Raw genomic sequence first — 21,572 nt, 5'->3', positions numbered from 1 at the left:
GACAAGGTGCTGCCGAAATATCCGCCGTTCGGCAAGCGCATCCTGCAGGACAATGGCTCCTACCTGAAAGCGCTGCAGCAGGAAAACGTCGAGCTGGTCACCACCGGTATCCGCGAGATCGTGCCCGAAGGCATCGTCACTCAGGATGGCGAGCTTCACGAGGTCGATATCATCGCCTGCGCCACCGGCTTCAATGCCGACCGCTTCCTGTTCCCGATGAAGATCGTTGGACGCAACGGCATCGAGCTGGCCGAGCAGTGGCAGGGAGACAACGGCCGCGCCTATCTCGGCATCACGGTGCCGAACTTCCCCAACCTGTTCTGCATCTACGGCCCCAATACCAACCTGGTGGTCGCCGGCAGCATCGCCCACAACGCCGAGTCGCAGATGAACTACATCCTCCGCTGCCTACGCATCCTGCTGGAGAGCGACAACCGCACCCTGGACTGCCGCCAGGAGGTCCACGATGCCTATAACGCGCGGGTCGACGAAATCAACGCCGGCACCGCCTGGGCTCGCCGCGGGTCAACAACTGGTACAAGAACGCCAGCGGCCGGGTCACTGCCAACCTGCCGTTCCGCATCCTCGACTACTGGAAGATGACCAAGCAGCCCAAGGCCGACGACTACATCCTCGAATAACGCAAGGGCATCCGGACAATGTAAAAGCCGAGCGAAAAATCGCCTTACTCTCCGGCACCGGCGCTGATGTCGAAGCCGGGGTGGCGACCGCCCGGCTCTTCCGATTCCGTATCCTCGAATAACGCAGGGGTATACCGACAATGCAAAAACTGACCGATAAGGTCGCCCTGATCACCGGCGCCGGCGCCGGTGTAGGGGCGGCGACCGCCCGCCTGTTCGCCGAAAACGGGGCAAAACTGGTGCTGGCCGATATCGATATCGAGGCCGCGCAGGCCCTCGCCGAAGAGCTGCCCGACACCATCGCCGTGAAGCTGGACGTCGGCGACGAGGCCGGCTGGCAGGCGGCCGTCGACCAGGCCCAGGTCGCTTTCGGCGGTCTCGATATCCTGATCAACAACGCCGGCATCGACCGCTCGGCACCGCTGCTCGACACCAGCACCGAGCTGTACAACGCGGTGATCACGACCAACCAGCTCGGCTGCTTCCTCGGCATGAAGACCGCGGGCGCGGTGCTCAACAAGGGCGGAGCCATCGTCAACGTCTCGTCGCTGGCCGGGATGATGGGCCTGCCGGGCAAGGTCGCCTATGTGGCCAGCAAGTTCGCCGTACGCGGCATGACCAAGGTCGCCGCGCTCGAGCTGGCGTCGCGGGGTATCCGGGTCAACTCGGTGCACCCCGGTGCGGTCAATACCCGCATGCTGACCGAGGACCAGCCGGCGCCGCCGCCCGGCCAGGAGGGCTCGGCGCTCGAGATGGTGGCGATGCGCCGCATCGCCGAACCTTCCGAAGTCGCGGCGCTGAACCTCTATCTCGCCAGCGACGACGCCTCCTACTCCACCGGATGCGAATTCGTGGTCGACGGCGGCATCCTGGCCGGCCCTTCCTTCTGACTCCACTGCCGGGCGTTGGGCTTCGGCCCAACCTGCCCGGCGAACCCTGTGGGAGTGGCGCTTTTTTGTGGGAGCGGCGCCCCGCCGAGAACGCTTTGCTCGAGCCCGGTGGATTTTCGCGGTGAGGCACCGCTCCCACAACGGACAGGCGACCCCGTAGAAATGGCGCCCCGCCACCCGGCACAAAACCCAAAAGCGTTCGTGGCGGGGGCGCCACTCCCACGTGTATGAGGAATTCGAGGGGAACCGAAGGGAGTTTGGCGGGGGAGTCCGTCAGTGGACATCCCCCGCCCTTGAGCAGAGCACTGTTATTGCATGGCCTGGCGGAGATACTGGCTCAGGCGGTGGCTTTCTTCCAGCGAAGCTTCGTAGCCGAGCTGCATTGGCGTCACGGTGATAGCGCCCTCGAGCAACTTAAGCGCTTCACTCTGCGGGTCGGTATCGGCGGTGGCGTCGTCAGGGCTCGAAAACGCAAAGGTGACGCCAGGCAAGTCGACGCCGGCCAGCCCCAACCTGGCGGCCAGGGGATCGTCGCCGAGGCTGGTGACGAAAAACGTATTCATCTGTTCGAAGTTACCGAAGCGGGTCACTTCCCAGGGCAGCAGGGTACTTTCGCCCAGATGGAAATCGGGGATGTTGACGTTCAGCGCCACGCCGTCCGGCAGCAGTTCGTCGTCGAGAGAACGTGCCTCGAGTTGCGCCAGCAATTGTAACGTCAGATCCGCGACTTCCGGCGCGAAGGAAGCGTCTTTGCTGGTATGGTGGTCGGCGCTGACGGAGATAGCCGATACGCCACGGCTCAAGGCGTACTGACTATTGGAGACGGTGCCCGACGTCAGCGCGATGGTGCCCAGATTCTGGCCCTCGTTCGGGCCCGACAGCACCAGATCCGGCGCCATGCCCCAGTGCTGCGGTGCCAGTACGTCGAGGCCATACATCGTCGCCATCACCGGTGTGCCGTCGACGTAATGGGCATCGTCGAGCCCGTCGATGGGCCCGACACCCGGGTCGCCGACCGTCGCCGCCTCGCCGACGCAGGTCTCCGTCAGCGGCCCGATCGGCTTGAAGAAGTCGAGCGAGGCCCCCTTGCCACTCTGATTGCGGCACGGCACGCTCAGCAGCACCTCGTGGCCGGCGGCCAGCAGCGCCGTGCGCAATGCCTGGACATTGGCGGTCAGGCCGTCGTCGTTTACCAGCAAAACGTTCATGGCCAGGGACGGCAGAGGCAGCAGTGCCGCCCCGGCCGTCACACATACAGCCAGTCGATTGAATCGCATTTTTTATTCTCCCTTATTTACGTCGAAGGGCGTCCCGGTTCCCCGGGGCGCCCCGCCACTATTCCAGTGCTCCCAGGTAACAGCATCGTCTAGTCGGACTAAGAAACCTCAGGATCAGGCGGCGTCGCTGCGATACTGCGCCACGATGGCATCGACGGTACGCTGGATATCGTTGCGGCGATAGGCCAGCAGCGCCGACTCGCCGGCATCGGGCTCGTAGGCAACGATATTGCCGCGTCCGGTGTAGATCGCCGCATCGGGCAACAGCGGGTGCTCCTGGTCCAGCGACGGTACCTCGGCCGCACTGCCGAGCGCGCGGAAGAAGGTAGCGAAGTAGTCGGCGAAGGTCAGGTTCTCGTCGCCGACCAGGTAGGCCTTGCCGGACTCGCCCCGCTGCAGCGCGCCCCAGACGGCCTCGGCCAGCGACTGGGTCGAGATGAAGTTGGAACCGCCCGCCGGGCCATAGACCGGCATGCCCTCGAGCTTGCCTTCGGCGTACATCGTGTAGGCCTCGAACATCGGCACACTGAGGCCGGGCTCGGTGCCGACAACGAAAGGCGCATTGACGCTGCAGACGGCAAAGGCGTCCGTCGCCAGCGCGCGCACGCCCTGGTCGGCGAGATGGCGGGAGCGGACATAGGGCTCGCGGTCGATCAGCGCCGGCATCACCTGTGGATAGAAGCTGCCGACCAGCACCGCCCGGCGGATACCGCCGGCCCGGGCCAGCTCGAACAGGGCGGGTATCGCCCGGGAATTGACCTCGTCCCAGTAAGTGGCGTAGTCCGCTCCTTCCGGCAGGTGGCGCACATCGTGCCCGGCGGCGAAGACCAGCGCATCGAAGCCGGCGAAGTCCGCCTCGGCGAAGTCGCCTCTGGTGTAGTCGCGCAGCAGAACCGGAAAGGTTGCCATCGCCGTTTCCGGCGCGGGATTCTTGCGCGCCACGATGGTGACCTCGTTGCCCTGTTCCCTCAAGTGGCATGCAATGCGGCCGCCGATCATGCCGGTACCGCCTATAACCAGAATTTTCATAGTGTTATCCATCCAGTAATCAGAATTCGAAAACGTTGCCGCTGACCACCGGCACGTTGGTCCAAAGGTTGTCGTGATCGCGGAACTTTCCGGTCAGGCAGCCGCCCCCAACGGGCTTACCGGCACAGTGGTGGTGTATTCGACACTGAGCCGGCGCTGGCTGAAGCGCCATTCACCGTTCTGGCGCACCAGTTGGTCGCGGTAGCGGATATACCAGTCGAGCTTCACCTTCCGTCCATGCTGCTCGAGCAGATGGCTGGCGACGCAGTAGGCCTCGCCGGATGCCTGATCGCCATCGACTTCGTACAGCAGGTTGTGGACGTTGTGCATGGTCCAGTCATAGATCGACAGGCCGTCGATCACCACCGCAGCGACGTTTTCGACTATTTCGAAGCCCGGCCCCTGCAGCACCATCTGGTCGGCGAAGCAGGCCGCCATGGCATCGGCATCGCGATTGTCGGCGGCGCGGGCATAGCGATAGACCAGTTGCTGGATCGCCATTAGATCTTGCAGTATTTCCGGTTTCATCTTGTTCTCCGCTTCTTGTTTTTGAAGCTCCAACTTATCGAGCCCTTCGCCCCTGGCTTCGTCCAAATGGATGAGCGGTGGGCGTCGGAGCGGCGATTGTGGGACTAGCGCTTGTGGGAGCGGCGCACCCAAAGGGCACTTCCCCCGCCGTGAATAAACCCGGCGCCGGAGCCATTCGTGGCGAGGTGCCACTCCCACATGAGGAGCCGCTACGACGTGTCATGGCGCCATATAGTCGCCGCCGTTGGCATCGAGGGTTGCGCCGGTCACTGCAGCGGCATAGTCGGAGACCAGGAAGAGCGCGGCACGGGCACAGTCGTCGTCGGTCGGGATCTTGCCCAGCGCGATATTCCGGGTGATGCCGGCGACAATCTGCTCCTCCGGCACCCCGTGCTCGGCTGCGGTCCGTTGCACATAACCCTGGACCGGCGCCCCCACATCCAGCCCATGTGAACCGAGTTGACCCGGATGCCGTAGCCGCCGAGCTCCCTGGCCAGATACTTGACCGCCGTGCCCAGCGCGCCCTTGGCGGCGGCATAGCCCGACTCGCCGCCGATATCGAGCACGATCGGCTTGCGCGTGGCCTGGGTATTGATCATCACCATGGCCCCGCGGCCCTGCTCTTTCATCACCGGAATCAACGCCTGGGTCAGCTGCATGGTGCCGATCAGGTTGGTTTCGACGGCCTTGCGCCACTCGTCCAGATCGGCTTTTTCGATCGGCTCGAAGTTACCGTGGTAGTAAGCGCTGTTGATCAGCGCATCGATGCGACCGAAGGTCTCCAGCGCACGCCGAGCCAACCGGTCGCACTGGGCGACATCACAGATATCGGTCGGCACACAGAGGATGCGGCAGTCCGGCACAAGCGCTTCGATTGCGGCCCTGGCCTCGTCCAGTTTGGCCTCGGTACGGGCCGCCAGCACCAGGCCGCGGGCGCCCTCCTGCGCAGCTATGGTCGCCAGCTTGATACCCAGCCCCGGGCCGAGACCGGAGATCATCACCACCTTGTCTTTCAGCAGCATTGTTCTTGCTCCTTGTTGTTTTTTCGGGTGAAAAGCATTCGCGGCGGGGGCGCCGCTCCCACGGATATAGGATCCACCTGGCTTTTGTGGGAGCGGCGCCCCGCCGCGAACTGTCTTCAAATCAACCAGCGAAGCCGTAACGTTCGCGGTACCGGGCGAAGTCGCGCTCGATCTGCGCCTCGGTCAGGCCGAACTGCGCCAGGCTGTAACGGTGCGACGCACGCTTCTCGCGCGGGTTGGCCGCGCGCCAGCGCTCGATCGCCGCGACGGCCTCGTCGGTCAGTGGCATGCCGATGAAGCGGTAGACCTTTTCCAGCACCGTCATCGGGTCGCCCACCGTTTCCTCGAATGCGATATCGAGGAAGGCGTCGGGGGATGTGCTATCGCGGACCGCCAGGCAGTGGGCCAGGCCCCGCGCCATCTTGCGGCTCCACTGGCTGCCGGCATCCTCGGCGCGGCAGCTGTCACTGGTGAGGCGACGCAGCGTATGAACAAAGCTTGCCAGCGACGGGATCGTCTGCAGCGGGTCGCGGTGGGTCTGGATCACCCGGGCACCGGGGAACACCTTCAGCAGCACCTCGAGATGGTGAATATGGTGCGGCGACTTCAGCACCCAGCGCTCGGCCTCGAGGCCTCGCTGACGCTTCTGCCACTGCAGGAACTGCAGCAACCGTTGCAGGTAGCGGTAGCCGTCGGTCTGGTCCTGCGACTCGACCCAGGCCGCGAAACTCGGCACATTGGCGGCGGCGAGCGGATTGGTGCTGTAGAACGACTGCTCCAGCAGCGTGATCTCCTCGTCCGCAGACTCGGCCTCGAGCGGATGGATCGATGCCAGTTCCGGCACGGCCGCGAGCATCGCCTCGACTTCGTTCCGCGCCACGGCAATGCGCGGGTCCGCGGGGTCGCTGAAGTCCTGATCCTCGAGCGGTACCGGAAAGCGGGTTTCCCAGTAGGCGGCTGAATGGAAACGCGGATCGGCCGCCAGCAGCCGTTGCAGCAAGGTGGTGCCGGTACGTGGCAGGCCGAGAATGAACACCGGTGACTCGATCGCCTCGTCGAGGATCTCCGGGTAACGCTTCAGATAATCCTCGAAGCGCAGGCGGGTACGCAGAATATCGATGATGCGCCGCCGCTGCATGGCACAGCCGGCATCGGTCAGCGCGGCCTCGCGGTCCAGCGATTGCAGCAACTGCGCCAGGGCCTCGCGAAACGACCAGTCACCGAAATCGTCGAGCCCGGTTTCGCGCGTCGCCTCGGCGATCAGCGCATCCGCATCCAGGCTGGGGGCTTGATGGATCATCTTTCCTCCTCAGGCGACATCCGCCGACAGTTGATCGAGCTTCACCACCCGGGTGGTCGGATGTACCTGCTCCGCGGCTCCGACCCAGCGGAAGCAGAGCGTGCCGTCGCGATGCCCGGCGGTCTCGAGCCAGTTGGTCAGACCCGGGTCGCGGTGCGACAGCACCAGGGCGACGCCGCCATCGTCGCGGTAACGGGCGTTGTGCTTGTTGATGCAGATACGGTGATAGCGGTAGTCGAGCGACTCCAGCCAGTAGTTGTTGACCTGAAGGTTCCAGGTCTCGCAGTCGGGAATGCGATCGAGTTCGATCAACAGCGCCTCGTCGTCGGCCAGGCTCCAGTAGCTGTGGTAGTAGAAAATGTTGGGATCGCCGCCCACCGACTGGCACAGCGCCTGGTCCGCCGGCTGCAGCCGGTTGGGATGCGGCAGATAGCTCTGCGCCCAATCGGCGAACAGCCGGGCGGTGCCCTCGACGAAGTCCGCCGCGCGAAGCAGGCCGGTGCCAAGTTGCGCAGGCTCGGACGCCGGCGCGGATCCATCAGCCCCGATCCGTTCGATACTGAGCTCTGCCCCGACCTCCCGGCTGCGGTCATGGAAGGTCTGGCGTACCACCAGGGCATTGGTGTCTGCCTCCATCGGCAACCAGTTGCCCGGCCGCGGCTGGGCGCTGACGACGATCTCGAAATTACCCTCAGCGTCCAGGACCAGGTCACCGGCATCGATAAAGCCGGTCTCGGTCATCTTGCCGTCACTCTCGTAACCGCCCTTCTGGGTGCGCAGGCTCAGGTAATGCACGCTGTTGCGCCGGCCGCGGATCCGGTAGCTGGCGGCGCCGTTGAGCCGGGCATAGAGATAGAGGTTGTCGGGATTGTCGGCACCGATCTTGGCGGTTTCGTGGGACGGCTTGATGAAGCCGGGAAAGTCGGGATCGGCGAACTCCAGGTGCATTTCCAGGCCGATGCGCAGCAGCCGGCTCAGGTAGCGAAAGCCCTCCGCCCGGGTCGCCGGGTCGGCCGGCGCCTCCTCACGCAGGACCTGATCGCCGGCGCGCTTCAGGGTGTCGCAGAAGCGATGCCAGAGCTCGCCCGAAACCAGGGCGGATTCCATTTTATCTTCAGTCATGGGGCTGTCCTTCGTTGTTATCGTTATTGGGTGATTTCAGATGTGCGACGTTGTTCGCGGCGAGGCGCCGCTCCCACTTAGGGCATCACTCCCAAAGAGGACACCACTCCCTCCACTACTCCACCACCGCGCCGGAAGCCTGCACCGGTGCGCCGAGAAAATCGCGATGGGACGGCGGCTGGCGGCCGTCGATATCGCTGATGCCGTACTCCTGCGCCAGCTCGGCACCGATGCAGACCTGACCGGAGCGGCTCATCAGCTCGGGATCCCGCGCCAGCGCTGCGATCACCCGGCCGGTGAATTCCGGCGACTCGGCCGCCGCCACGATGTGGGCGTATTTGTCGGGTTCGGCGTCGACCACGCCGCGCGTGCGTTCGGTCATCACCATGCCCATCCAGAGCGACAGCACCGCGACGTTGAAGGGCCTCAGGTCGTGGGCCATGTCCATCGCGAACTTGTCCACCGCGGCCTTGCCGGCGCCGTAAGCCGGACCGTGCATGTAGCAGCGGGCGCCGAAGGAGGAGGTGTTGACGACCAGTCCTCCCCTTGCGCCGCCATCAGCGGCGCGGCGTAATAGCTGGCGACATAGGTCGAGCGCATGCCGACATCGAGGATATCCAGCATCGACAGCGGCTTGTCCCAGAAAGGGCCGGGTTCGGTCAGCTGCGGCGGGATGGCGCAGGCGTTGTTGACCAGGATATCGAGCCGGCCCCGTTCTTGGCGCACCCGCTCGAACAGCGCCCGGACCTGGTCGTCGTCACCGTGGTCGCAAACCACCGCGACGCCGGTGCCGCCACGCCGGTCGATCTCCTCGGCGGTCGCGAAGACGGTGCCGGGCAAAGGGCTGTCGCCCTCGTTTTTCGAGCGCCCGGTGACGTAAACGGTGGCACCGGTTTCGGCCAGTGCCAGGGCGATCCCCTTGCCGGCGCCGCGACTGGCACCGGTCACGACCACCACGGATTTGTCATCTAAGCTCATAAGCTGTTCTCGCCTCCTGTTGTGCAACTGCAGTAGTGCCGGCTCTGGCCGGTACCGCGTGGCGGATCGGCTGACCGGCGTCGACGGCCAGGTCGTCGGCCGCCAGAACGCCGAAGGTCATCGCCGGCCCGATGGTGGAGCCCGCGCCCGGATAGGTCGGCCCCATCATCGAGGCGGCGGAGTTGCCGATCGCATAGAGTCCCGGTATCGGTTCGCCCGCCTCGTTCAGCACCCGGGCACGGGTATCGGTGACCAGGCCACCCTTGGTGCCGATATCGCCGGCATCGACCACCATGCCGTAGAAGGGCCCCTTCTCGAGCGGCGCCAGACAGGGGTTGGGCGTCACGGTCGGATCGCCGTAATAGCGGTCGAACAGGCTTTCGCCCTTATGGAAGTCGGGATCCCGACCCTCCCGGGCATGCTCGTTGAAACGCCCCACCGTCGCGCACAGGCCGGCGGGATCGATGCCGAGCATCTGTGCCAGTGCCTCGAGGGTGTCGGCGCACTTGAAACTCTTGCGCACCGAGGCCGGCACCGCGCGGTCCGGCTGCGCATAGCCCGGCAGCAGCGGGCCGCAGGGGTACTTGTGACGATAGTCGGCATCGAAGATCAAATAGGCCGGCACGCTCTGCGCGTCAGTCCGGTTTGCTTCGTACATCGCATAGACGATGTCGGCGTACGGTGCCGCTTCGTTGACGAAACGCTGGCCGGCGCTGTTGACCAGGATGCACCCGGGCAGGTTGCGCTCGACAAAGAGCGCGCGTTGTTTCTCCTCACCCTCGACTCTTACGGTCGGCGCCCACCAGGCGTGATCCATCAGCGCCGTCGCCGCCCCCAGTTCGAGCGCCGCCCGGATACCGTCACCGGTGTTGCACGGCGGCGCAGCCGTCCATTTCGCGCGGGACGGACGCGGCAGGTAGCGCTCGCGCATCTGCTGATTGCGCTCGAAGCCGCCGGCGCCCAGGATCACGCCCTTGCGGGCGCGAATCTCCACCGTCTCGCCGTGACGTGTCGCCCGCACACCGGCGACACGCCCCTCTTCGAACAGCAGTTCCTGCGCCGCGGTCTCGAGCCAGAGCGGAAGATTCCGGTCCATCAGCGAGCGGCGCAGCGCGCCAACCAGGGCGTTGCCGAGGGTCAGATTGCGGTCCCGCCGCGACTTCAGCCGCCCCGGTATATCGAGGTAATAACGCGACAGGATCTTCAGGGTCAGGCCGATCCAGCCGGGCCCGCGACAGAGCAGCACCCGGGCCTCGGCCATGGTCATCGCCATACGTCCCATCATCAGGGTGCCGGGCGACGGCTCGCGCATGCGCGCGAACTCATCGCCGAGTGTCCGAGCATCGAACGGGCTCGGATCCATCGAGCGATAACCGGGCTTGGCGCCCGCCTCTTCCGGGTAATAGTCGCTGTATTGCGGCTGCGCCTTGAAGCGGACCCGGGTATTCTCCTCCAGATAGCGCAGCATCCTGGGCGCGTGCTGGAGATAGGCCCGGATACGCGCCTCTGGCACCATGCCGCGGGTCACCGTCTTGACGTACTGCAGGGCTTCGTCGAAGGAGTCGGATCCTCCCAGTTCCGGAATCTGGTGGTTATCGGGTATCCAGATACCGCCGCCCGACACAGCCGACGTACCGCCGTAGCGGTCGCTCTTCTCGATGACCAGCACCTTCAGGCCATTGTCATGGGCCCGCAGCGCCGCGGCCTGAGAGCCCGCGCCCGAGCCCACCACCAGCACGTCCACCTCGAGGTTGTCCGTAATCGCGTTCATTGCCTTTCTCCTGTGGCGATGTGCTAGCGCCCCAGCGCCGCCACCCGATACTGGCCGTCCTCGCTGATCTGGCCGCTCAGACGGGACGTGACAACGAAGCGGCTCTTGCAAACCTTCCATTCGCCGTCCTGCCTGACGTATTCGTCCTCGTAGGCACCGGACAGCTGCAGCGTGGTACCGGAGGCCGGATCGAGCATGAAGTAGTAGATATCCCAGAGTCCGGCCGCGCTGTCGGGACCGGTCAGCCTGATTTCCGGATTCTGGCCATGGTGAAAGTCCTGCACCTCGGCACCGAGGCCAGCATTGCGGATCGCTTCGACCATGTCTTCGCGGCGCTCGAAACTGCCGAACAGCTCATAGTCGATCACCAGCGCACCGGTGGCGAAGCAAGCCTCGACCGCCTCGAAGTCCCGCGCGTCGACACTGCGCCAGTAGTGATATTTCAGTGTGCGGATCTGCTCCAGATCCTCGAGCGCGCGCAGGCGCGCATCCAGAGCCGTCAGGTCGCTCATGGTGGTTTTCCTCTTGCTGTGGGGTCAGGGGGCGATGCTCAGGGTACCGTCGGCACCGACGCGGCCGCCGAAACGGGACGCGGCGACGAAGCGGGTGGATTCGATTTTCCATTCGCCGTCGAGCCGAAGGTAGCGGTCCTCGTAGCGCCCGGCGAGCTGCATGAAGGTACGACCATCGGTATCGATGGTGAAAAAGTAGAGATCCCAGATCCCGTTGGCGTGGTAGGCGTCGATCCGCTCGATTTCAGGGTTGGCACCATGGTGCATGTCGACGATATTGTCCTTGCACCCCAGCGCCCGGAATACCTTGACGAAGGATTCCCGGTCGCTGAAAAAACCGATCGGGCCATAATCGATCTCGACCTCGCCGGCAACGAAACAGTCGAGCACCGCCCGGTGATCCTTGCGGTCGCAGCTGCGCCAGTAACGGGCCTTTAATTGCCGGATTTCTTCGACACTTTCGAGTTTTTCTATTCGCTCCCGGAGAGACGAAGAATACATCGCGCTCGAACCAGTCATGGGCGTTCCTTGTTATTCATTGGACCGGCGATCCCTGAACGCCAGTTTATGCCCACCGATTCTTGCGCTATGAATTCAGCCTCACATCGTCCGAAGAGACTAAGCGCATTATGACTTCGGCGTTATAGGATCCGGATTCCAGCCACAGAAAAACCGGGAGAATAAAATGGAGAAGCTGGTGTATCTGGTATGGGGCAATAACGACTGCCGCGGCGATGCCCTCAGACACAAACTGCAAAACGCACTCGAGCCCGTACTGCCGCAGATTCGGCGACTGAGCCTCTGCGTGGACGACGACGCCGTGCGGCCGGCCGAAGCACTGCGCCAGGACTGCCTGCGACCCAGTCCCGATGCCTTCGTTCATATCTGGGTCGACACCGCCTTTCGACGGGCACCGCTGGAACAGGCACTGCGTGAAACCGGCCTGCGCATTGCCGGCTACCTGGTGACCGAGTCCGAACCACTGGTGGTGGACCGTGCGCTGGAAAACGACACCCGCGTTCCCGGCATGTGCCAGACGGTCTGTCTGACGCGTCCGCCGCGCCTGTCCGAGGAGGCGTTCTTCGACATCTGGCTGAACAGCCATACCCAGGTCGCCATCGACACCCAGAGCACCTTCGGCTATCGCCAGAACGTGATCGCCCGCCCCCTGACCTATGGTGCGCCGCCGCTGACGGCCATCATCGAGGAGAACTTCCCGGCCGAAGCCATGAGCTCGCAGCATGCCTTCTACGGCGCCACGGACGACGACCAGCTCGAGGCCCGCCAGCAGGCAATGATCGACTCCTGCGTACGCTTTATCGATTTCGACAAGATCGATGTGGTACCGACCAGCGAGTACAGGCTGAAATAGCCGGAACAAAAACTTTCTGCCCGGGCATCGTCCAAACGGACTAGGCGCGACCCCAGGCCAGCGTTATAGGATGCAAGTGTCCGGTCAAGACAGGTCCCGCGACCGGACACCATACAATAATAAAGGACATAAAAATGAAAACCGGACTACCTCTGGCAACCCTATTGCTGCTCAGCGCCTCCCTGCTGGCCAGCTGCTCCCACGACAGTCAGGCCGTCGCAACAGCGGCCAGCGGTGCCGTGCCAGTCAGCTACTGCGACCTCTGCCCTGCGCCACTCAATGGCGAACTCCCTCCGGAAGCGACGCCAGCCGGGAATCCAACGCTATACCTTTCTGCCATTGAGTTGCGCGGGCTTTCCAAGCTCGGCCTGATCGGATTCTAATCACCGTCACCAGGCCTTATCCGGCAATATAAACGTTAGTATTAGTCCCTTCCAGGGGCCTGTACGGCAGTCGGCATAAAGTGGCCAGCCGAATAAATAGGCCGCCTCTTTTTATTCGTTTAATAGACAATAGAGAGCGATAGCCAGTTAATTTAGCATACTGTTTCATTCTTGTTTCAACTTCCATCCACAGGCTCTGACGGCGCTATAAAATACCCGTTGGCTCGGTGTCGATTAATAGTCTTATTGGACGATGTTCCCCAAAAGGGTCGATGCAATAGTGACCACCGGACGGCCATGATTCCGGCCATGCCTGAGCAATACCCCTCATCAGGAGCGCCAGGATAATCGAAGCCCCCGGAATCGCTGTACCTCATCCGCCCAACCCATGTTCAAGGGGACACTATGAAAGTAAAACAACAACAACTTCCTCTGCGTCGGCTGAAAAGACCCAACAAGCTTCTTCAGGCCATGACTCTGGCCGGGCTGTTGCCGCTCACCGCCGGCACAGCCCATGCGCTTTCGTTCACGCCGAGCGACGAGGTCCGGATCGACTGGGACACGGTGGTCAATTACGGCGCCAGCTGGCGTGTCGAGTCCCGGGACGACGACTTGCTGGCCGACCCCAACGCCGATGACGGCAACCGCAGCTTCGACAAGGGGCTGATCTCCAATCGGTTCAGCTTTCTGACCGAGGCCGATCTGCAGTACAACAATGTCGGCGCTTTCGTACGTGCCAGCGGCTTCTACGACGATGCCTATTTCGGCCGTAACGACCATGACTCGCCGGGGACCAGCAACAACCTCTCGGTGGACCACAACAGCTTCACCGACGAGACCCAGGACCAGCACGGTGCCCGGGTACGCATGCTGGATCACTTCCTCTACGGCAATTTCAATTTCGACGACCGCTTCATGAGCCTGCGCCTGGGCGACCAGGTCGTCAGCTGGGGCGAGAGCCTGTTCCTGTTCAACGGCATTTCGTCGGCCCAGAGTCCGGTCGATGCGACCAAGGCGAATGTGCCCGGCGTCGAGGTCAAGGACATCTTCCTGCCAGTCGGCCAGCTTTTCGCCCAGGTGGACCTGACCGGCAACCTGAGTGCCTCGGCCTATTACCAGTACGACTGGAACAAGACCGAAATCGATGCCGTCGGCAGCTACTTCAGCACGACCGACATCCTCGACGAGGGCGGCGAGTCGATACTGGCGTCCGACGGCATGGGCGGCTTCTTTCCGGCCCTGACCCGCGGCAATGACCGCAAGGCCAGCGACAGTGGCCAGTGGGGCATGGCGCTTCGCTATATCGCCGACTCGGGAACGGAATACGGCCTCTACACCCTCAACTACCACGACAAGACACCGCAGGTCGGCTTTGGCAGCTTCACCGACATTTCCGCTTCCCTGGGCATGCCGGCGGGCAGCGTCATCGTGCCGACGACCTATCATCTCGACTATGTCGAGGATATCCGCCTGCACGGCGCCAGCATCAGCACCCTGATCGGCGATACCCAGGTCAGCGGCGAGCTGTCGTATCGCGTGGACGCCCCGGTACTGGACCAGAACAACCTGACCGTGCTCGACGACATCGCCCAGGCCCAGGTCTCGGTGATTCACGTCTTCGGCTCGAAGACGATCGCCGATATGGTCACCCTGATCGGCGAGGCCGGTTACAACAGGGTGATGGACCGGAACGGCGACGAGCTGGCCAACGACAAGTCGGCCTGGGGCTATACCGCCCAATTGAACCTCGACTACTACAACGTCTTCACCGGCGTCGACATGACGGTGCCGATCAACTTCAGCCATGGCGTCAACGGCAAATCCTCGGTGGCCGGTACCTTCAGCGAAGGCGACAACCGCGCCAGCATCGGCGCCTCATTCACCTACCTCAACAATCTCCAGACCGAACTGAGATATACCGCCTTCCTCGGCGATGCCGATGAAAGCGCCCTCAGCGACCGGGACTTCGTGTCCTTCAACGTCAAGTACAGCTTCTGACACCCACAACAGGAGACAAGGTCATGAAAGCAACGATGAAACCGCTTGCCGCCGCCACCCTGCTGCTTGCGCTGGGCGCTCCTCTGGCCCTGGCCAAGGTCAGCCCGGAAGAGGCTGCCCGCCTCGGCGGCCCGGAACTGACGCCGATGGGCGCCGAGCGCGCCGGCAATGCCGACGGCACCATTCCCGAATGGACCGGTTCGATGGTCGGAGCCCCGGACGGCGTCAAGTACGACACCGGTACCGTTCATCCCAATCCCTATGCCGGCGAAAAGCCGCTGTTCGTCATTACGGCCCAGAACATGGGCCAGTATGCGGACAAGCTGACCGACGGCCAGAAGGCATTGTTCGGAAACTATCCGGACACCTTCAAAATGCCGGTCTATCCGAGTCACCGCGACGGTGGTTTGGCCCCAAGAATCTACGAAAACATCAAGAAAAACGCCTTGTCGGCGGAACTCGAATCGGACGGCAACGGCGTTTTGAACGCCTACGGTGCCGCGCCCTTCCCGATCCCCAAGTCAGGAATCGAAGTGCTCTGGAACCACAACCTGCATTACAGCGCCTTCCGTGAATATGCCTTCTACACCGGCGCCGCCGTCTACCCTAACGGTCAGATTGCGTACGACAAGGTCGAATACGATATCGCATCCTTTTACAACGACCCTCAACTCGGCCGCACCAACTTCGACGGCCTGCAGGCCAGCTTCATGGTGAACCAGCTGGCACCGGCGCGTCAGAAAGGCGAGATCCTGCTGGGCCATACCTTTATCAACCCCAAACAGGAGCCCTCCCAGATCTGGCAGTATATCCCCGGCACCCGTCGCGTGCGCCGCGCCCCGAACGTCGCTTATGACACACCCCAGGGCGCGGGCGGCCTGCGCGGTGTCGACGAGGACCGGCTGTTCAACGGATCACCCGACCGCTTCGACTGGAAACTGCTGGGGAAAAAGGAGATCTACATCCCCTACAACGCCTATGCGCTGGACGATCCGAGCCTGAAATACGAGGACCTGCTGACAGTCGGCCATATCAATTCCGACCACACCCGTTACGAACTGCACCGTGTCTGGGTGATCGAGGGCACGCTGCGAGAAGGCGCGCGCCATATCTACAACAAACGCCGACTCTATATCGATGAGGACAGCTGGGCCGCCGTACTGGCGGACAATTACGACGCCCGTGGCGAGCTGTGGCGCACGGCCATGCAGCACTTCATCTACGCCTACGATCTCGAGGGCTTCCATGCACGGGTCGCGGTCTATCACGACCTGATCTCCGGCATGTATTCGGCACAGCGCCTGATCAATGAAGAGGAGCAGATGCCGATCGTCAACACCGGCCGGCGCGAGGACAATTTCTACACCGCCGCCAATCTGCGCAAGATGGGCAATCGCTGATGTCCCCCGGGGCCCGCGCCATCGCGTGCCCCCCACCTTTCCTCCCGTCTCCCGATGCGCCAGATCCAGACCCGACAATTCCTGACAGGACGTTAACGTGAGAACGCTGCTGCTTCCGGGCATCCGGCTTATGAACCGGTTGTCCTATTTGAACAAGTTCATTCTCATCAGCCTGATCTTCATTATTCCGCTACTGGTACTCGGCGCTCTTCAGGCCCGCGAATTCTACGAGGCTCAACAGGCCACTGCGCGCAAGCTGCAGGGCCTCGAGGTGCTGCGCCGGGCCCAGGCGCTGAACCGGGACCTGGCCGACTATCGCGATCTGCGCAGTCTGCTGGCCGTCCCGGGTCTGCATCCGACGGCAATCCGCGATGAAATGGAGCAACGTCTCGAGGGCCCGCGCCAGCGAATCGCTTCGGCACTCGAGCACCTCGAGGCCCGGCAACCGGAATCGGCCAGTCTGCAGCAACTGCAGCAGGACTGGCGGCAACTGGAACAGCAGGGATTCTATGCCAGCGAGGCCGACATTCACGCCGTCTACGATGCCTATCACCGGCTGGTACTGGCCAACAGGCGGCTAATCCGGCAACTCGCCACCGAATCGACGCTGGCGCAGGACCCGGACCCCTTCAACTTCGCGTTGCTGCGAATCTTGCTGGAAAGCGCGCCGGCTATCACTTCGGAGCTGGGCCAGGCCCGTGCCTATGGCATCAGAGCCGTCGTCGTCGGCAGCCTCAGTTCGGCGCTGATCGACTCCCTGGACCGTCTCTACAAGGCGATGCGCTCGACCCGGGAGCAATTCGGTGAAACCCTTGAATTCATTCCGGCCTCCGCCCCGGGGCTGGCGCCCCTCGCCACCAGGGCGCTCGAAGGCTTCAATGAAGCCCTGCAGCGGCTGGATGCCGACATCATGCTCGGCGAGACCCTCGATGTGCCCTGGCAGCCATACTACGACGCCTTCAGCCATGATCTCGACGCTTTCGACGATCTGCTGAACAGTGGCCTCGAGCGGGTGGCGGACAATCTCGAGGTGCGCCTCCAGGCACAGCAACGACGCCTGACCACACTGCTCGCAGGACTGGCCCTGGTACTGCTGCTCTCCGGTTACTGCTACCTCGGCTTCAACCTCTCGGTACGCGACAACATCGCCAGGACGCTATCGGCCGCCCGCCGCCTGGCTCAGGGCGACCTGACCGTTCAGATCGATGTCAACGCCCGCGACGAAATGGGCGACCTGACCGCGGAGTTCAACCGCATGGTCGAGCATATCCACGCCCTGATATTGGAGGTGCGCGAAACCGCCCTGGCGGTGGCGCAGCGCTCCGACACCGTTTCGGTCGTTGCCCGCGACGGCAACAAGGCTGCCCTTGAGCAGAACCGGCAAACCGAACAGGCCGCGGTAGCGATCAACCAGTTGGCCACAGGCGCCCAGGCCATCTCGGACATCGTACTGCAGGCGTCTGCCCAGGCGCAGGCGGTGGACCGCCAGGCTCGCCAGGGACACGAACAGGTCGAGCGAACGCTCGAGGACATCCAGCAGCTGGCGGGCAATATCGACAACAGCATGCAGGCGATCGACCGCCTCGCCGCAGACAGCCATGAGATCGCCGGTGTACTGGATGTCATCCGGGGCATCGCCGAACAGACCAATCTGCTGGCACTGAATGCCGCCATCGAGGCAGCCCGTGCCGGCGACCAGGGACGGGGATTCGCAGTCGTTGCCGACGAAGTGCGGGGACTGGCACAACGCACCCACGCCGCCACGCTGGAAATCGAGCAGATGATCACACGCCTGCAGCGGGGCGTGATCGAGACGGTGGACTTCATGGCCATCAGCCATCAACGGGCTCGCCAGACCGTCGAGGCGTCCGGCCGGGTCGGCAGCAGCCTGCAGGAGATCACCGCGGCAATCGGCACCGTCGTCGGCATGAATACGCGCATCGCCGCGGCATCGGATCAGCAGGCCGCCACCAGCCAGGAGATCGACCGCAGCATCCTCCGCATCAGTACCTCGAGTCAGCAGGTCGTGGAGGGGTCGAATCATACGGCGCAGGACTCGGTGGCCATGGCCGCGCTGGCCGACAAGCTGCAGCAGCGTGTCGCCACCTTCCGTCTGAAAGACTGAAGTATGCGTACTTTTCGCCCGCTCTCGTCCAAATGGATGATGAGGCGGCAGTGTCTAGCGGCGAATATCACCACTATCCCAATGCCAACCTGGAGGACAGACGGCAGCCATGGACAACAACGAGAACATCGAAGCCATCAAGCATCTCAAGTATCGCTATTTCCGCCTGCTGGACCAGAAGCGGCTCGACGAGCTGTCGCAGCTGATGCTGCCCGACTGCAGCACCGACTATCACGACGGGCGTTACAGCTACGAAGACCGTGACAGCCTGATGGCGTTCCTGCGCGGCAATATCGGCCGTCGCAACCTGATGTCGATGCACCATGGCAATCACCCGGAGATCGAACTGCTCAGCGACAGCGAGGCCCGAGCCACCTGGTACCTGCACGATATCGTCATCGACCTGGAGCACGAAGTGCGTCTCGAAGGCAACGGCTTCTACGAGGACCGCTACCGCAAGATCGACGGCCGCTGGTACATCGCCCATACCGGCTACAAGCGCACCTTCGAACTGGTGCAGCCGCTGGGCAAGATGCTGCACCTCTACAACGGCTTCGAGGAAGGCGCGTTCGAGGCCTGAGACCGAACGCCTGCACCCCATTTTGAATTCAAACACCGATAAGGAGTAAAAAATGCCTGGATTACTGGAAGGCAAAGTGGCCCTGATCACCGGCAGCGCACGCGGCATGGGCGAAGCGGAAGCCCGGCTGTTCGTGGCCGAAGGCGCACGCGTCGTCATCGCCGATGTTCTCGACGAACAGGGCGAGGCCCTGGCCAACAGCCTCGGCGAGAATGCGATCTATCGTCACCTGGATGTGGCTGACGAAAGCAACTGGCAAAGCGTCATCGCCGATATCGAAGAGACCTTTGGCGGCCTCGACATCCTGGTCAACAACGCCGCCATCCTGCGCTTTTCGGCCTTTGCCGACACCTCGCTGGAGGACTATATGCAGGTGCTGAGCATCAACCAGGTCGGCACCTTCCTCGGCACGCGCAGCGTCATCGAGCCGATGAAAAAGCGCGGCGGCGGTGCCATCGTCAACATCTCCTCGGTCGACGGCATGAAAGGCTCGGCGGGCCTGGTCAGCTATGCTTCGTCCAAGTGGGCTGTACGCGGCATGACCAAGGTCGCCGCCGCGGAACTCGGGCCGCACGGCATCCGCGTCAACTCGGTGCATCCGGGCGGCATCCAGACCGCCATGACCCCGAGCCCCGAAGAGAGCCCCCAGGTGGCCGAATTCGTCAGCCGCCTGCCGCTGCCGCGTATCGGCCAGTCGGTAGATGTCGCCCGCACCGTGCTGTTCCTGGCATCGGAGCAGAGCGCCTATACCACCGGTTGCGAATTCCCGGTCGACGGCGGCTACGTCAATTGTCGGGCACTGCCGGGCGCCTGATAACCGCCACCGTGGGAGCGGCGCCCCGCCGCGAATGTCCGCCGCGAATGCCCCGCCGCCGGCTTCGTTCGTGGCGGGCGCCACTCCTACGGGTACAGACCATTCGGTGGTGCTTTTGTGGGAGCGGCGCCACGCCGCGAATGCCCCTACCCGACAATATCACCCTGGCGCAATCGCTCCAGCACGCAGTCGGTATCGACCACCTCGGCGTAGGCGAACGCCAGCGCGGCCATGAAGGCGGCATGCACCTGCGGCGCCGGCACGTTCACACCATTAAATTCCAGCGCCCGGGTGGCGCAGGCATCGTGCACGACGGTGCAGGCATAACCCAGGTCCCGCGCAGCCCGTGTCGCCGCATCGACGCACATATGGCTCATGGCGCCGACGATCACCAGGCTGTCGATCCCATCTTCGTCCAGTAAAGCCTTGAGTTCGGTGTCGAGAAAGCTGTTGACCCGGTGCTTGAGCACCACCCTTTCGTCCCGCTGCGGCGCCAGGGCATCGTGGATCGCCGCGCCCGCGGTCCCCGGCAGGAAAAACACGCCGGTGTCGGGATCAGCCTCGTGCCGAACGTGCACTACAGGACGATCCGCGTCGCGGAACGCCCGCACCAGCCCGGCGGCGTTGGCGGCGGCGGCTTCGGTGCCGTGAAGGGGGAAGCGGGCACCGTCGAAGGAGCCGAAATAGTCGTTCTGGAAATCCACCAGCAGCAGCGCAGTCTTGGCCATGATATTGTCCTCAGGTGTGTGATTCCGGGAAGCGCCCGGCTTGAGGACTCCAGCATAGGGCGGTGCGACGCGTTACACTGAGGCCGGAAATGGCACAAAAGAGGTCAAAAACGACAAATGGACGCCAGTCCCATACGCATCGGCATACTGCTCTATCCGGGCTGCATGAAATCGGCTGTCTACGGTCTCGAGGAGATGCTGTCCCTCGCCAACCGCGTCTGCGCCGAACAGGGCCGGGACGAGCGTTTCGACATCCGCCTGTGCGAGACGCCGTCCACGGACGAGGCGTCCTACAATGCCATCGTCGTGCCTCCCTGCGTCGACGGCGACTACTACCGCGCCCCTTCCCCCGCCCTGCAGGCCTGGATCAGGCACTGCTTCGACGAGGGCAGCCTGCTCTGTTCGGCCTGCGCCGGTGCCTTCATCCTGGCGGCGACCGGCCTGATCGAGGGGCGACCGGTCACCACCCACTGGAACCTGGCGGACGCCTTCGCATGTCAGTACCCCGGCGTCCGGCTGCGCAGCGAAGAGAACCTGATCGATGACGGCGACCTTCTCAGCGCCGGCGGCCTGATGTCCTGGATGGACCTCGGCCTGGAACTGGTGGCGCGCTTCAGCACCCCTGCGGTGATGCACGCGCTCGGCGCCCTCCTGATCGTCGATACGGCGAGGCGGGAGCAGCGCTACTATCGCCGCTTCGCTCCGCGACTGGACCACGGTGACCGGGCCATCGCCAAGGCGCAGCGCCTGTTGCAGAAGGAGTACCGCCACGCCCTGACGGTACCGGCGCTGGCCGCGCACTGCCACCTGACCGAGCGCACCTTCCAGCGCCGCTTCGTCCGGGCCACCGGTCTGAAACCGTTGCAGTATCTGCAGCGGTTGCGCATCCAGAAAGCCTGCGAGCGTATAGAGAGCAGCCTCGACACCTTCGGCGCCATCGCCTGGGATGTCGGCTACGAAGACCTGAGCGCCTTTCGCAAGATGTTCGTCAGGGTGACGGGGTTGACCCCGAGCGCCTTTCGCAAGCGGTTTTACCGTGCCTAGTAGGAGCGGCGTACCCAAAGGGCACTTCCCCGCCGCGATGGAAAATAGCGCCGATGGT

At 63.5% G+C, this 21,572-nt stretch carries 20 protein-coding genes and 2 pseudogenes; 10 read left to right on the top strand and 12 right to left on the bottom strand.

The window, feature by feature from the left end:
* Window positions 1-6: 6 nt before the first annotated feature.
* Both ACFQDL_RS19800 and ACFQDL_RS19795 read left to right on the top strand, forming a co-directional pair.
* Window positions 7-603, top strand: coding sequence for an NAD(P)/FAD-dependent oxidoreductase (locus tag ACFQDL_RS19800; RefSeq protein ID WP_379910522.1), 597 nt, complete (start codon window positions 7-9; stop codon window positions 601-603).
* A gap of 178 nt (window positions 604-781) precedes the next feature.
* Entirely contained in the window at window positions 782-1,531 is a 750-nt protein-coding gene (locus ACFQDL_RS19795) for an SDR family NAD(P)-dependent oxidoreductase (protein WP_379910521.1), read from the top strand.
* 308 nt (window positions 1,532-1,839) lie between these two features.
* On the opposite strand, the gene surE is transcribed toward ACFQDL_RS19795, so the two are convergent.
* The 11 genes and pseudogenes from surE to ACFQDL_RS19740 all read right to left on the bottom strand — a co-directional run bounded on the left by surE (window position 1,840) and on the right by ACFQDL_RS19740 (window position 11,589).
* Window positions 1,840-2,808, bottom strand: a complete 969-nt coding sequence (surE, locus tag ACFQDL_RS19790) for a 5'/3'-nucleotidase SurE (protein ID WP_379910520.1) — start codon at window positions 2,806-2,808, stop codon at window positions 1,840-1,842.
* A 114-nt stretch (window positions 2,809-2,922) separates the two neighbouring features.
* Entirely contained in the window at window positions 2,923-3,837 is a 915-nt protein-coding gene (locus ACFQDL_RS19785) for an NAD-dependent epimerase/dehydratase family protein (RefSeq protein ID WP_379910519.1), read from the bottom strand.
* A 93-nt stretch (window positions 3,838-3,930) separates the two neighbouring features.
* Window positions 3,931-4,365: a nuclear transport factor 2 family protein gene (locus ACFQDL_RS19780; protein WP_379910518.1), complete on the bottom strand. Its 435-nt coding sequence runs from the start codon at window positions 4,363-4,365 to the stop codon at window positions 3,931-3,933.
* A gap of 219 nt (window positions 4,366-4,584) precedes the next feature.
* Entirely contained in the window at window positions 4,585-4,779 is a 195-nt protein-coding gene (locus ACFQDL_RS19775; protein ID WP_379910517.1) for an SDR family oxidoreductase, read from the bottom strand.
* Between the two features lie 38 nt (window positions 4,780-4,817).
* A pseudogene (locus ACFQDL_RS19770) lies at window positions 4,818-5,363 on the bottom strand (SDR family NAD(P)-dependent oxidoreductase); the annotation flags it as partial.
* Between the two features lie 145 nt (window positions 5,364-5,508).
* Window positions 5,509-6,687, bottom strand: coding sequence for a sulfotransferase family protein (locus ACFQDL_RS19765; protein ID WP_379910516.1), 1,179 nt, complete (start codon window positions 6,685-6,687; stop codon window positions 5,509-5,511).
* A 9-nt stretch (window positions 6,688-6,696) separates the two neighbouring features.
* A complete protein-coding gene (locus tag ACFQDL_RS19760) occupies window positions 6,697-7,809 on the bottom strand; it encodes a DUF1214 domain-containing protein (protein ID WP_379910515.1) in 1,113 nt (370 codons plus the stop codon).
* Window positions 7,810-7,924: 115 nt separating this feature from the next.
* A pseudogene (locus tag ACFQDL_RS19755) lies at window positions 7,925-8,787 on the bottom strand (SDR family NAD(P)-dependent oxidoreductase).
* Window positions 8,774-10,558 carry an FAD-dependent oxidoreductase gene (locus tag ACFQDL_RS19750; protein ID WP_379910514.1) on the bottom strand — a complete coding sequence of 595 codons (1,785 nt, stop codon included), beginning with the start codon at window positions 10,556-10,558 and terminating at the stop codon, window positions 8,774-8,776. Before ACFQDL_RS19750 ends, ACFQDL_RS19755 begins: the two are co-directional and overlap by 14 nt.
* Window positions 10,559-10,581: 23 nt before the next feature.
* Window positions 10,582-11,070, bottom strand: coding sequence for a nuclear transport factor 2 family protein (locus ACFQDL_RS19745; RefSeq protein WP_379910513.1), 489 nt, complete (start codon window positions 11,068-11,070; stop codon window positions 10,582-10,584).
* Window positions 11,071-11,094: 24 nt separating this feature from the next.
* Window positions 11,095-11,589, bottom strand: a complete 495-nt coding sequence (locus ACFQDL_RS19740) for a nuclear transport factor 2 family protein (protein ID WP_379910512.1) — start codon at window positions 11,587-11,589, stop codon at window positions 11,095-11,097.
* A gap of 166 nt (window positions 11,590-11,755) precedes the next feature.
* Between ACFQDL_RS19740 and ACFQDL_RS19735 the strand changes: the two genes are divergently transcribed.
* From ACFQDL_RS19735 to ACFQDL_RS19705, 7 genes are all read left to right on the top strand, one after another.
* Window positions 11,756-12,442 carry a hypothetical protein gene (locus tag ACFQDL_RS19735; RefSeq protein ID WP_379910511.1) on the top strand — a complete coding sequence of 229 codons (687 nt, stop codon included), beginning with the start codon at window positions 11,756-11,758 and terminating at the stop codon, window positions 12,440-12,442.
* A 134-nt stretch (window positions 12,443-12,576) separates the two neighbouring features.
* Entirely contained in the window at window positions 12,577-12,825 is a 249-nt protein-coding gene (locus ACFQDL_RS19730) for a hypothetical protein (RefSeq protein WP_379910510.1), read from the top strand.
* Between the two features lie 405 nt (window positions 12,826-13,230).
* Window positions 13,231-14,823, top strand: a complete 1,593-nt coding sequence (locus tag ACFQDL_RS19725; protein WP_379910509.1) for a DUF1302 domain-containing protein — start codon at window positions 13,231-13,233, stop codon at window positions 14,821-14,823.
* A 23-nt stretch (window positions 14,824-14,846) separates the two neighbouring features.
* Window positions 14,847-16,223, top strand: a complete 1,377-nt coding sequence (locus ACFQDL_RS19720) for a DUF1329 domain-containing protein (protein WP_379910508.1) — start codon at window positions 14,847-14,849, stop codon at window positions 16,221-16,223.
* Between the two features lie 97 nt (window positions 16,224-16,320).
* Complete coding sequence (locus ACFQDL_RS19715; RefSeq protein WP_379910507.1) at window positions 16,321-18,348, top strand: methyl-accepting chemotaxis protein; 2,028 nt, start codon at window positions 16,321-16,323, stop codon at window positions 18,346-18,348.
* A gap of 109 nt (window positions 18,349-18,457) precedes the next feature.
* Window positions 18,458-18,928, top strand: coding sequence for a nuclear transport factor 2 family protein (locus ACFQDL_RS19710; protein WP_379910506.1), 471 nt, complete (start codon window positions 18,458-18,460; stop codon window positions 18,926-18,928).
* Between the two features lie 52 nt (window positions 18,929-18,980).
* Window positions 18,981-19,742, top strand: a complete 762-nt coding sequence (locus ACFQDL_RS19705; RefSeq protein ID WP_379910505.1) for an SDR family NAD(P)-dependent oxidoreductase — start codon at window positions 18,981-18,983, stop codon at window positions 19,740-19,742.
* 146 nt (window positions 19,743-19,888) lie between these two features.
* On the opposite strand, the gene ACFQDL_RS19700 is transcribed toward ACFQDL_RS19705, so the two are convergent.
* Window positions 19,889-20,470: a cysteine hydrolase family protein gene (locus ACFQDL_RS19700; protein WP_379910504.1), complete on the bottom strand. Its 582-nt coding sequence runs from the start codon at window positions 20,468-20,470 to the stop codon at window positions 19,889-19,891.
* Window positions 20,471-20,587: 117 nt separating this feature from the next.
* On the opposite strand from ACFQDL_RS19700, the gene ACFQDL_RS19695 reads away from it, so the two are divergent.
* Window positions 20,588-21,514 carry a GlxA family transcriptional regulator gene (locus ACFQDL_RS19695; protein ID WP_379910503.1) on the top strand — a complete coding sequence of 309 codons (927 nt, stop codon included), beginning with the start codon at window positions 20,588-20,590 and terminating at the stop codon, window positions 21,512-21,514.
* Window positions 21,515-21,572: the final 58 nt, after the last annotated feature.

The organism is Marinobacterium aestuariivivens, assembly GCF_042661465.1.
GTDB classification, from domain to species: Bacteria; Pseudomonadota; Gammaproteobacteria; order Pseudomonadales; family Balneatricaceae; genus Marinobacterium_A; species Marinobacterium_A aestuariivivens.
This window is presented reverse-complemented; position numbering and strand designations above follow the sequence as displayed.

What these genes read in the sequence shown, in the direction of transcription:
- ACFQDL_RS19750 (WP_379910514.1), bottom strand. Translation starts at nt 10,558, where the DNA reads ATGAACGCGATTACGGACAACCTCGAGGTGGACGTGCTGGTGGTGGGC.
- ACFQDL_RS19705 (WP_379910505.1), top strand. Translation starts at nt 18,981, where the DNA reads ATGCCTGGATTACTGGAAGGCAAAGTGGCCCTGATCACCGGCAGCGCA.
- ACFQDL_RS19710 (WP_379910506.1), top strand. Translation starts at nt 18,458, where the DNA reads ATGGACAACAACGAGAACATCGAAGCCATCAAGCATCTCAAGTATCGC.
- ACFQDL_RS19735 (WP_379910511.1), top strand. Translation starts at nt 11,756, where the DNA reads ATGGAGAAGCTGGTGTATCTGGTATGGGGCAATAACGACTGCCGCGGC.
- surE (WP_379910520.1), bottom strand. Translation starts at nt 2,808, where the DNA reads ATGCGATTCAATCGACTGGCTGTATGTGTGACGGCCGGGGCGGCACTG.
- ACFQDL_RS19785 (WP_379910519.1), bottom strand. Translation starts at nt 3,837, where the DNA reads ATGAAAATTCTGGTTATAGGCGGTACCGGCATGATCGGCGGCCGCATT.
- ACFQDL_RS19740 (WP_379910512.1), bottom strand. Translation starts at nt 11,589, where the DNA reads ATGACTGGTTCGAGCGCGATGTATTCTTCGTCTCTCCGGGAGCGAATA.
- ACFQDL_RS19730 (WP_379910510.1), top strand. Translation starts at nt 12,577, where the DNA reads ATGAAAACCGGACTACCTCTGGCAACCCTATTGCTGCTCAGCGCCTCC.
- ACFQDL_RS19765 (WP_379910516.1), bottom strand. Translation starts at nt 6,687, where the DNA reads ATGATCCATCAAGCCCCCAGCCTGGATGCGGATGCGCTGATCGCCGAG.
- ACFQDL_RS19795 (WP_379910521.1), top strand. Translation starts at nt 782, where the DNA reads ATGCAAAAACTGACCGATAAGGTCGCCCTGATCACCGGCGCCGGCGCC.
- ACFQDL_RS19700 (WP_379910504.1), bottom strand. Translation starts at nt 20,470, where the DNA reads ATGGCCAAGACTGCGCTGCTGCTGGTGGATTTCCAGAACGACTATTTC.
- ACFQDL_RS19720 (WP_379910508.1), top strand. Translation starts at nt 14,847, where the DNA reads ATGAAAGCAACGATGAAACCGCTTGCCGCCGCCACCCTGCTGCTTGCG.
- ACFQDL_RS19760 (WP_379910515.1), bottom strand. Translation starts at nt 7,809, where the DNA reads ATGACTGAAGATAAAATGGAATCCGCCCTGGTTTCGGGCGAGCTCTGG.
- ACFQDL_RS19725 (WP_379910509.1), top strand. Translation starts at nt 13,231, where the DNA reads ATGAAAGTAAAACAACAACAACTTCCTCTGCGTCGGCTGAAAAGACCC.
- ACFQDL_RS19780 (WP_379910518.1), bottom strand. Translation starts at nt 4,365, where the DNA reads ATGAAACCGGAAATACTGCAAGATCTAATGGCGATCCAGCAACTGGTC.
- ACFQDL_RS19695 (WP_379910503.1), top strand. Translation starts at nt 20,588, where the DNA reads ATGGACGCCAGTCCCATACGCATCGGCATACTGCTCTATCCGGGCTGC.
- ACFQDL_RS19745 (WP_379910513.1), bottom strand. Translation starts at nt 11,070, where the DNA reads ATGAGCGACCTGACGGCTCTGGATGCGCGCCTGCGCGCGCTCGAGGAT.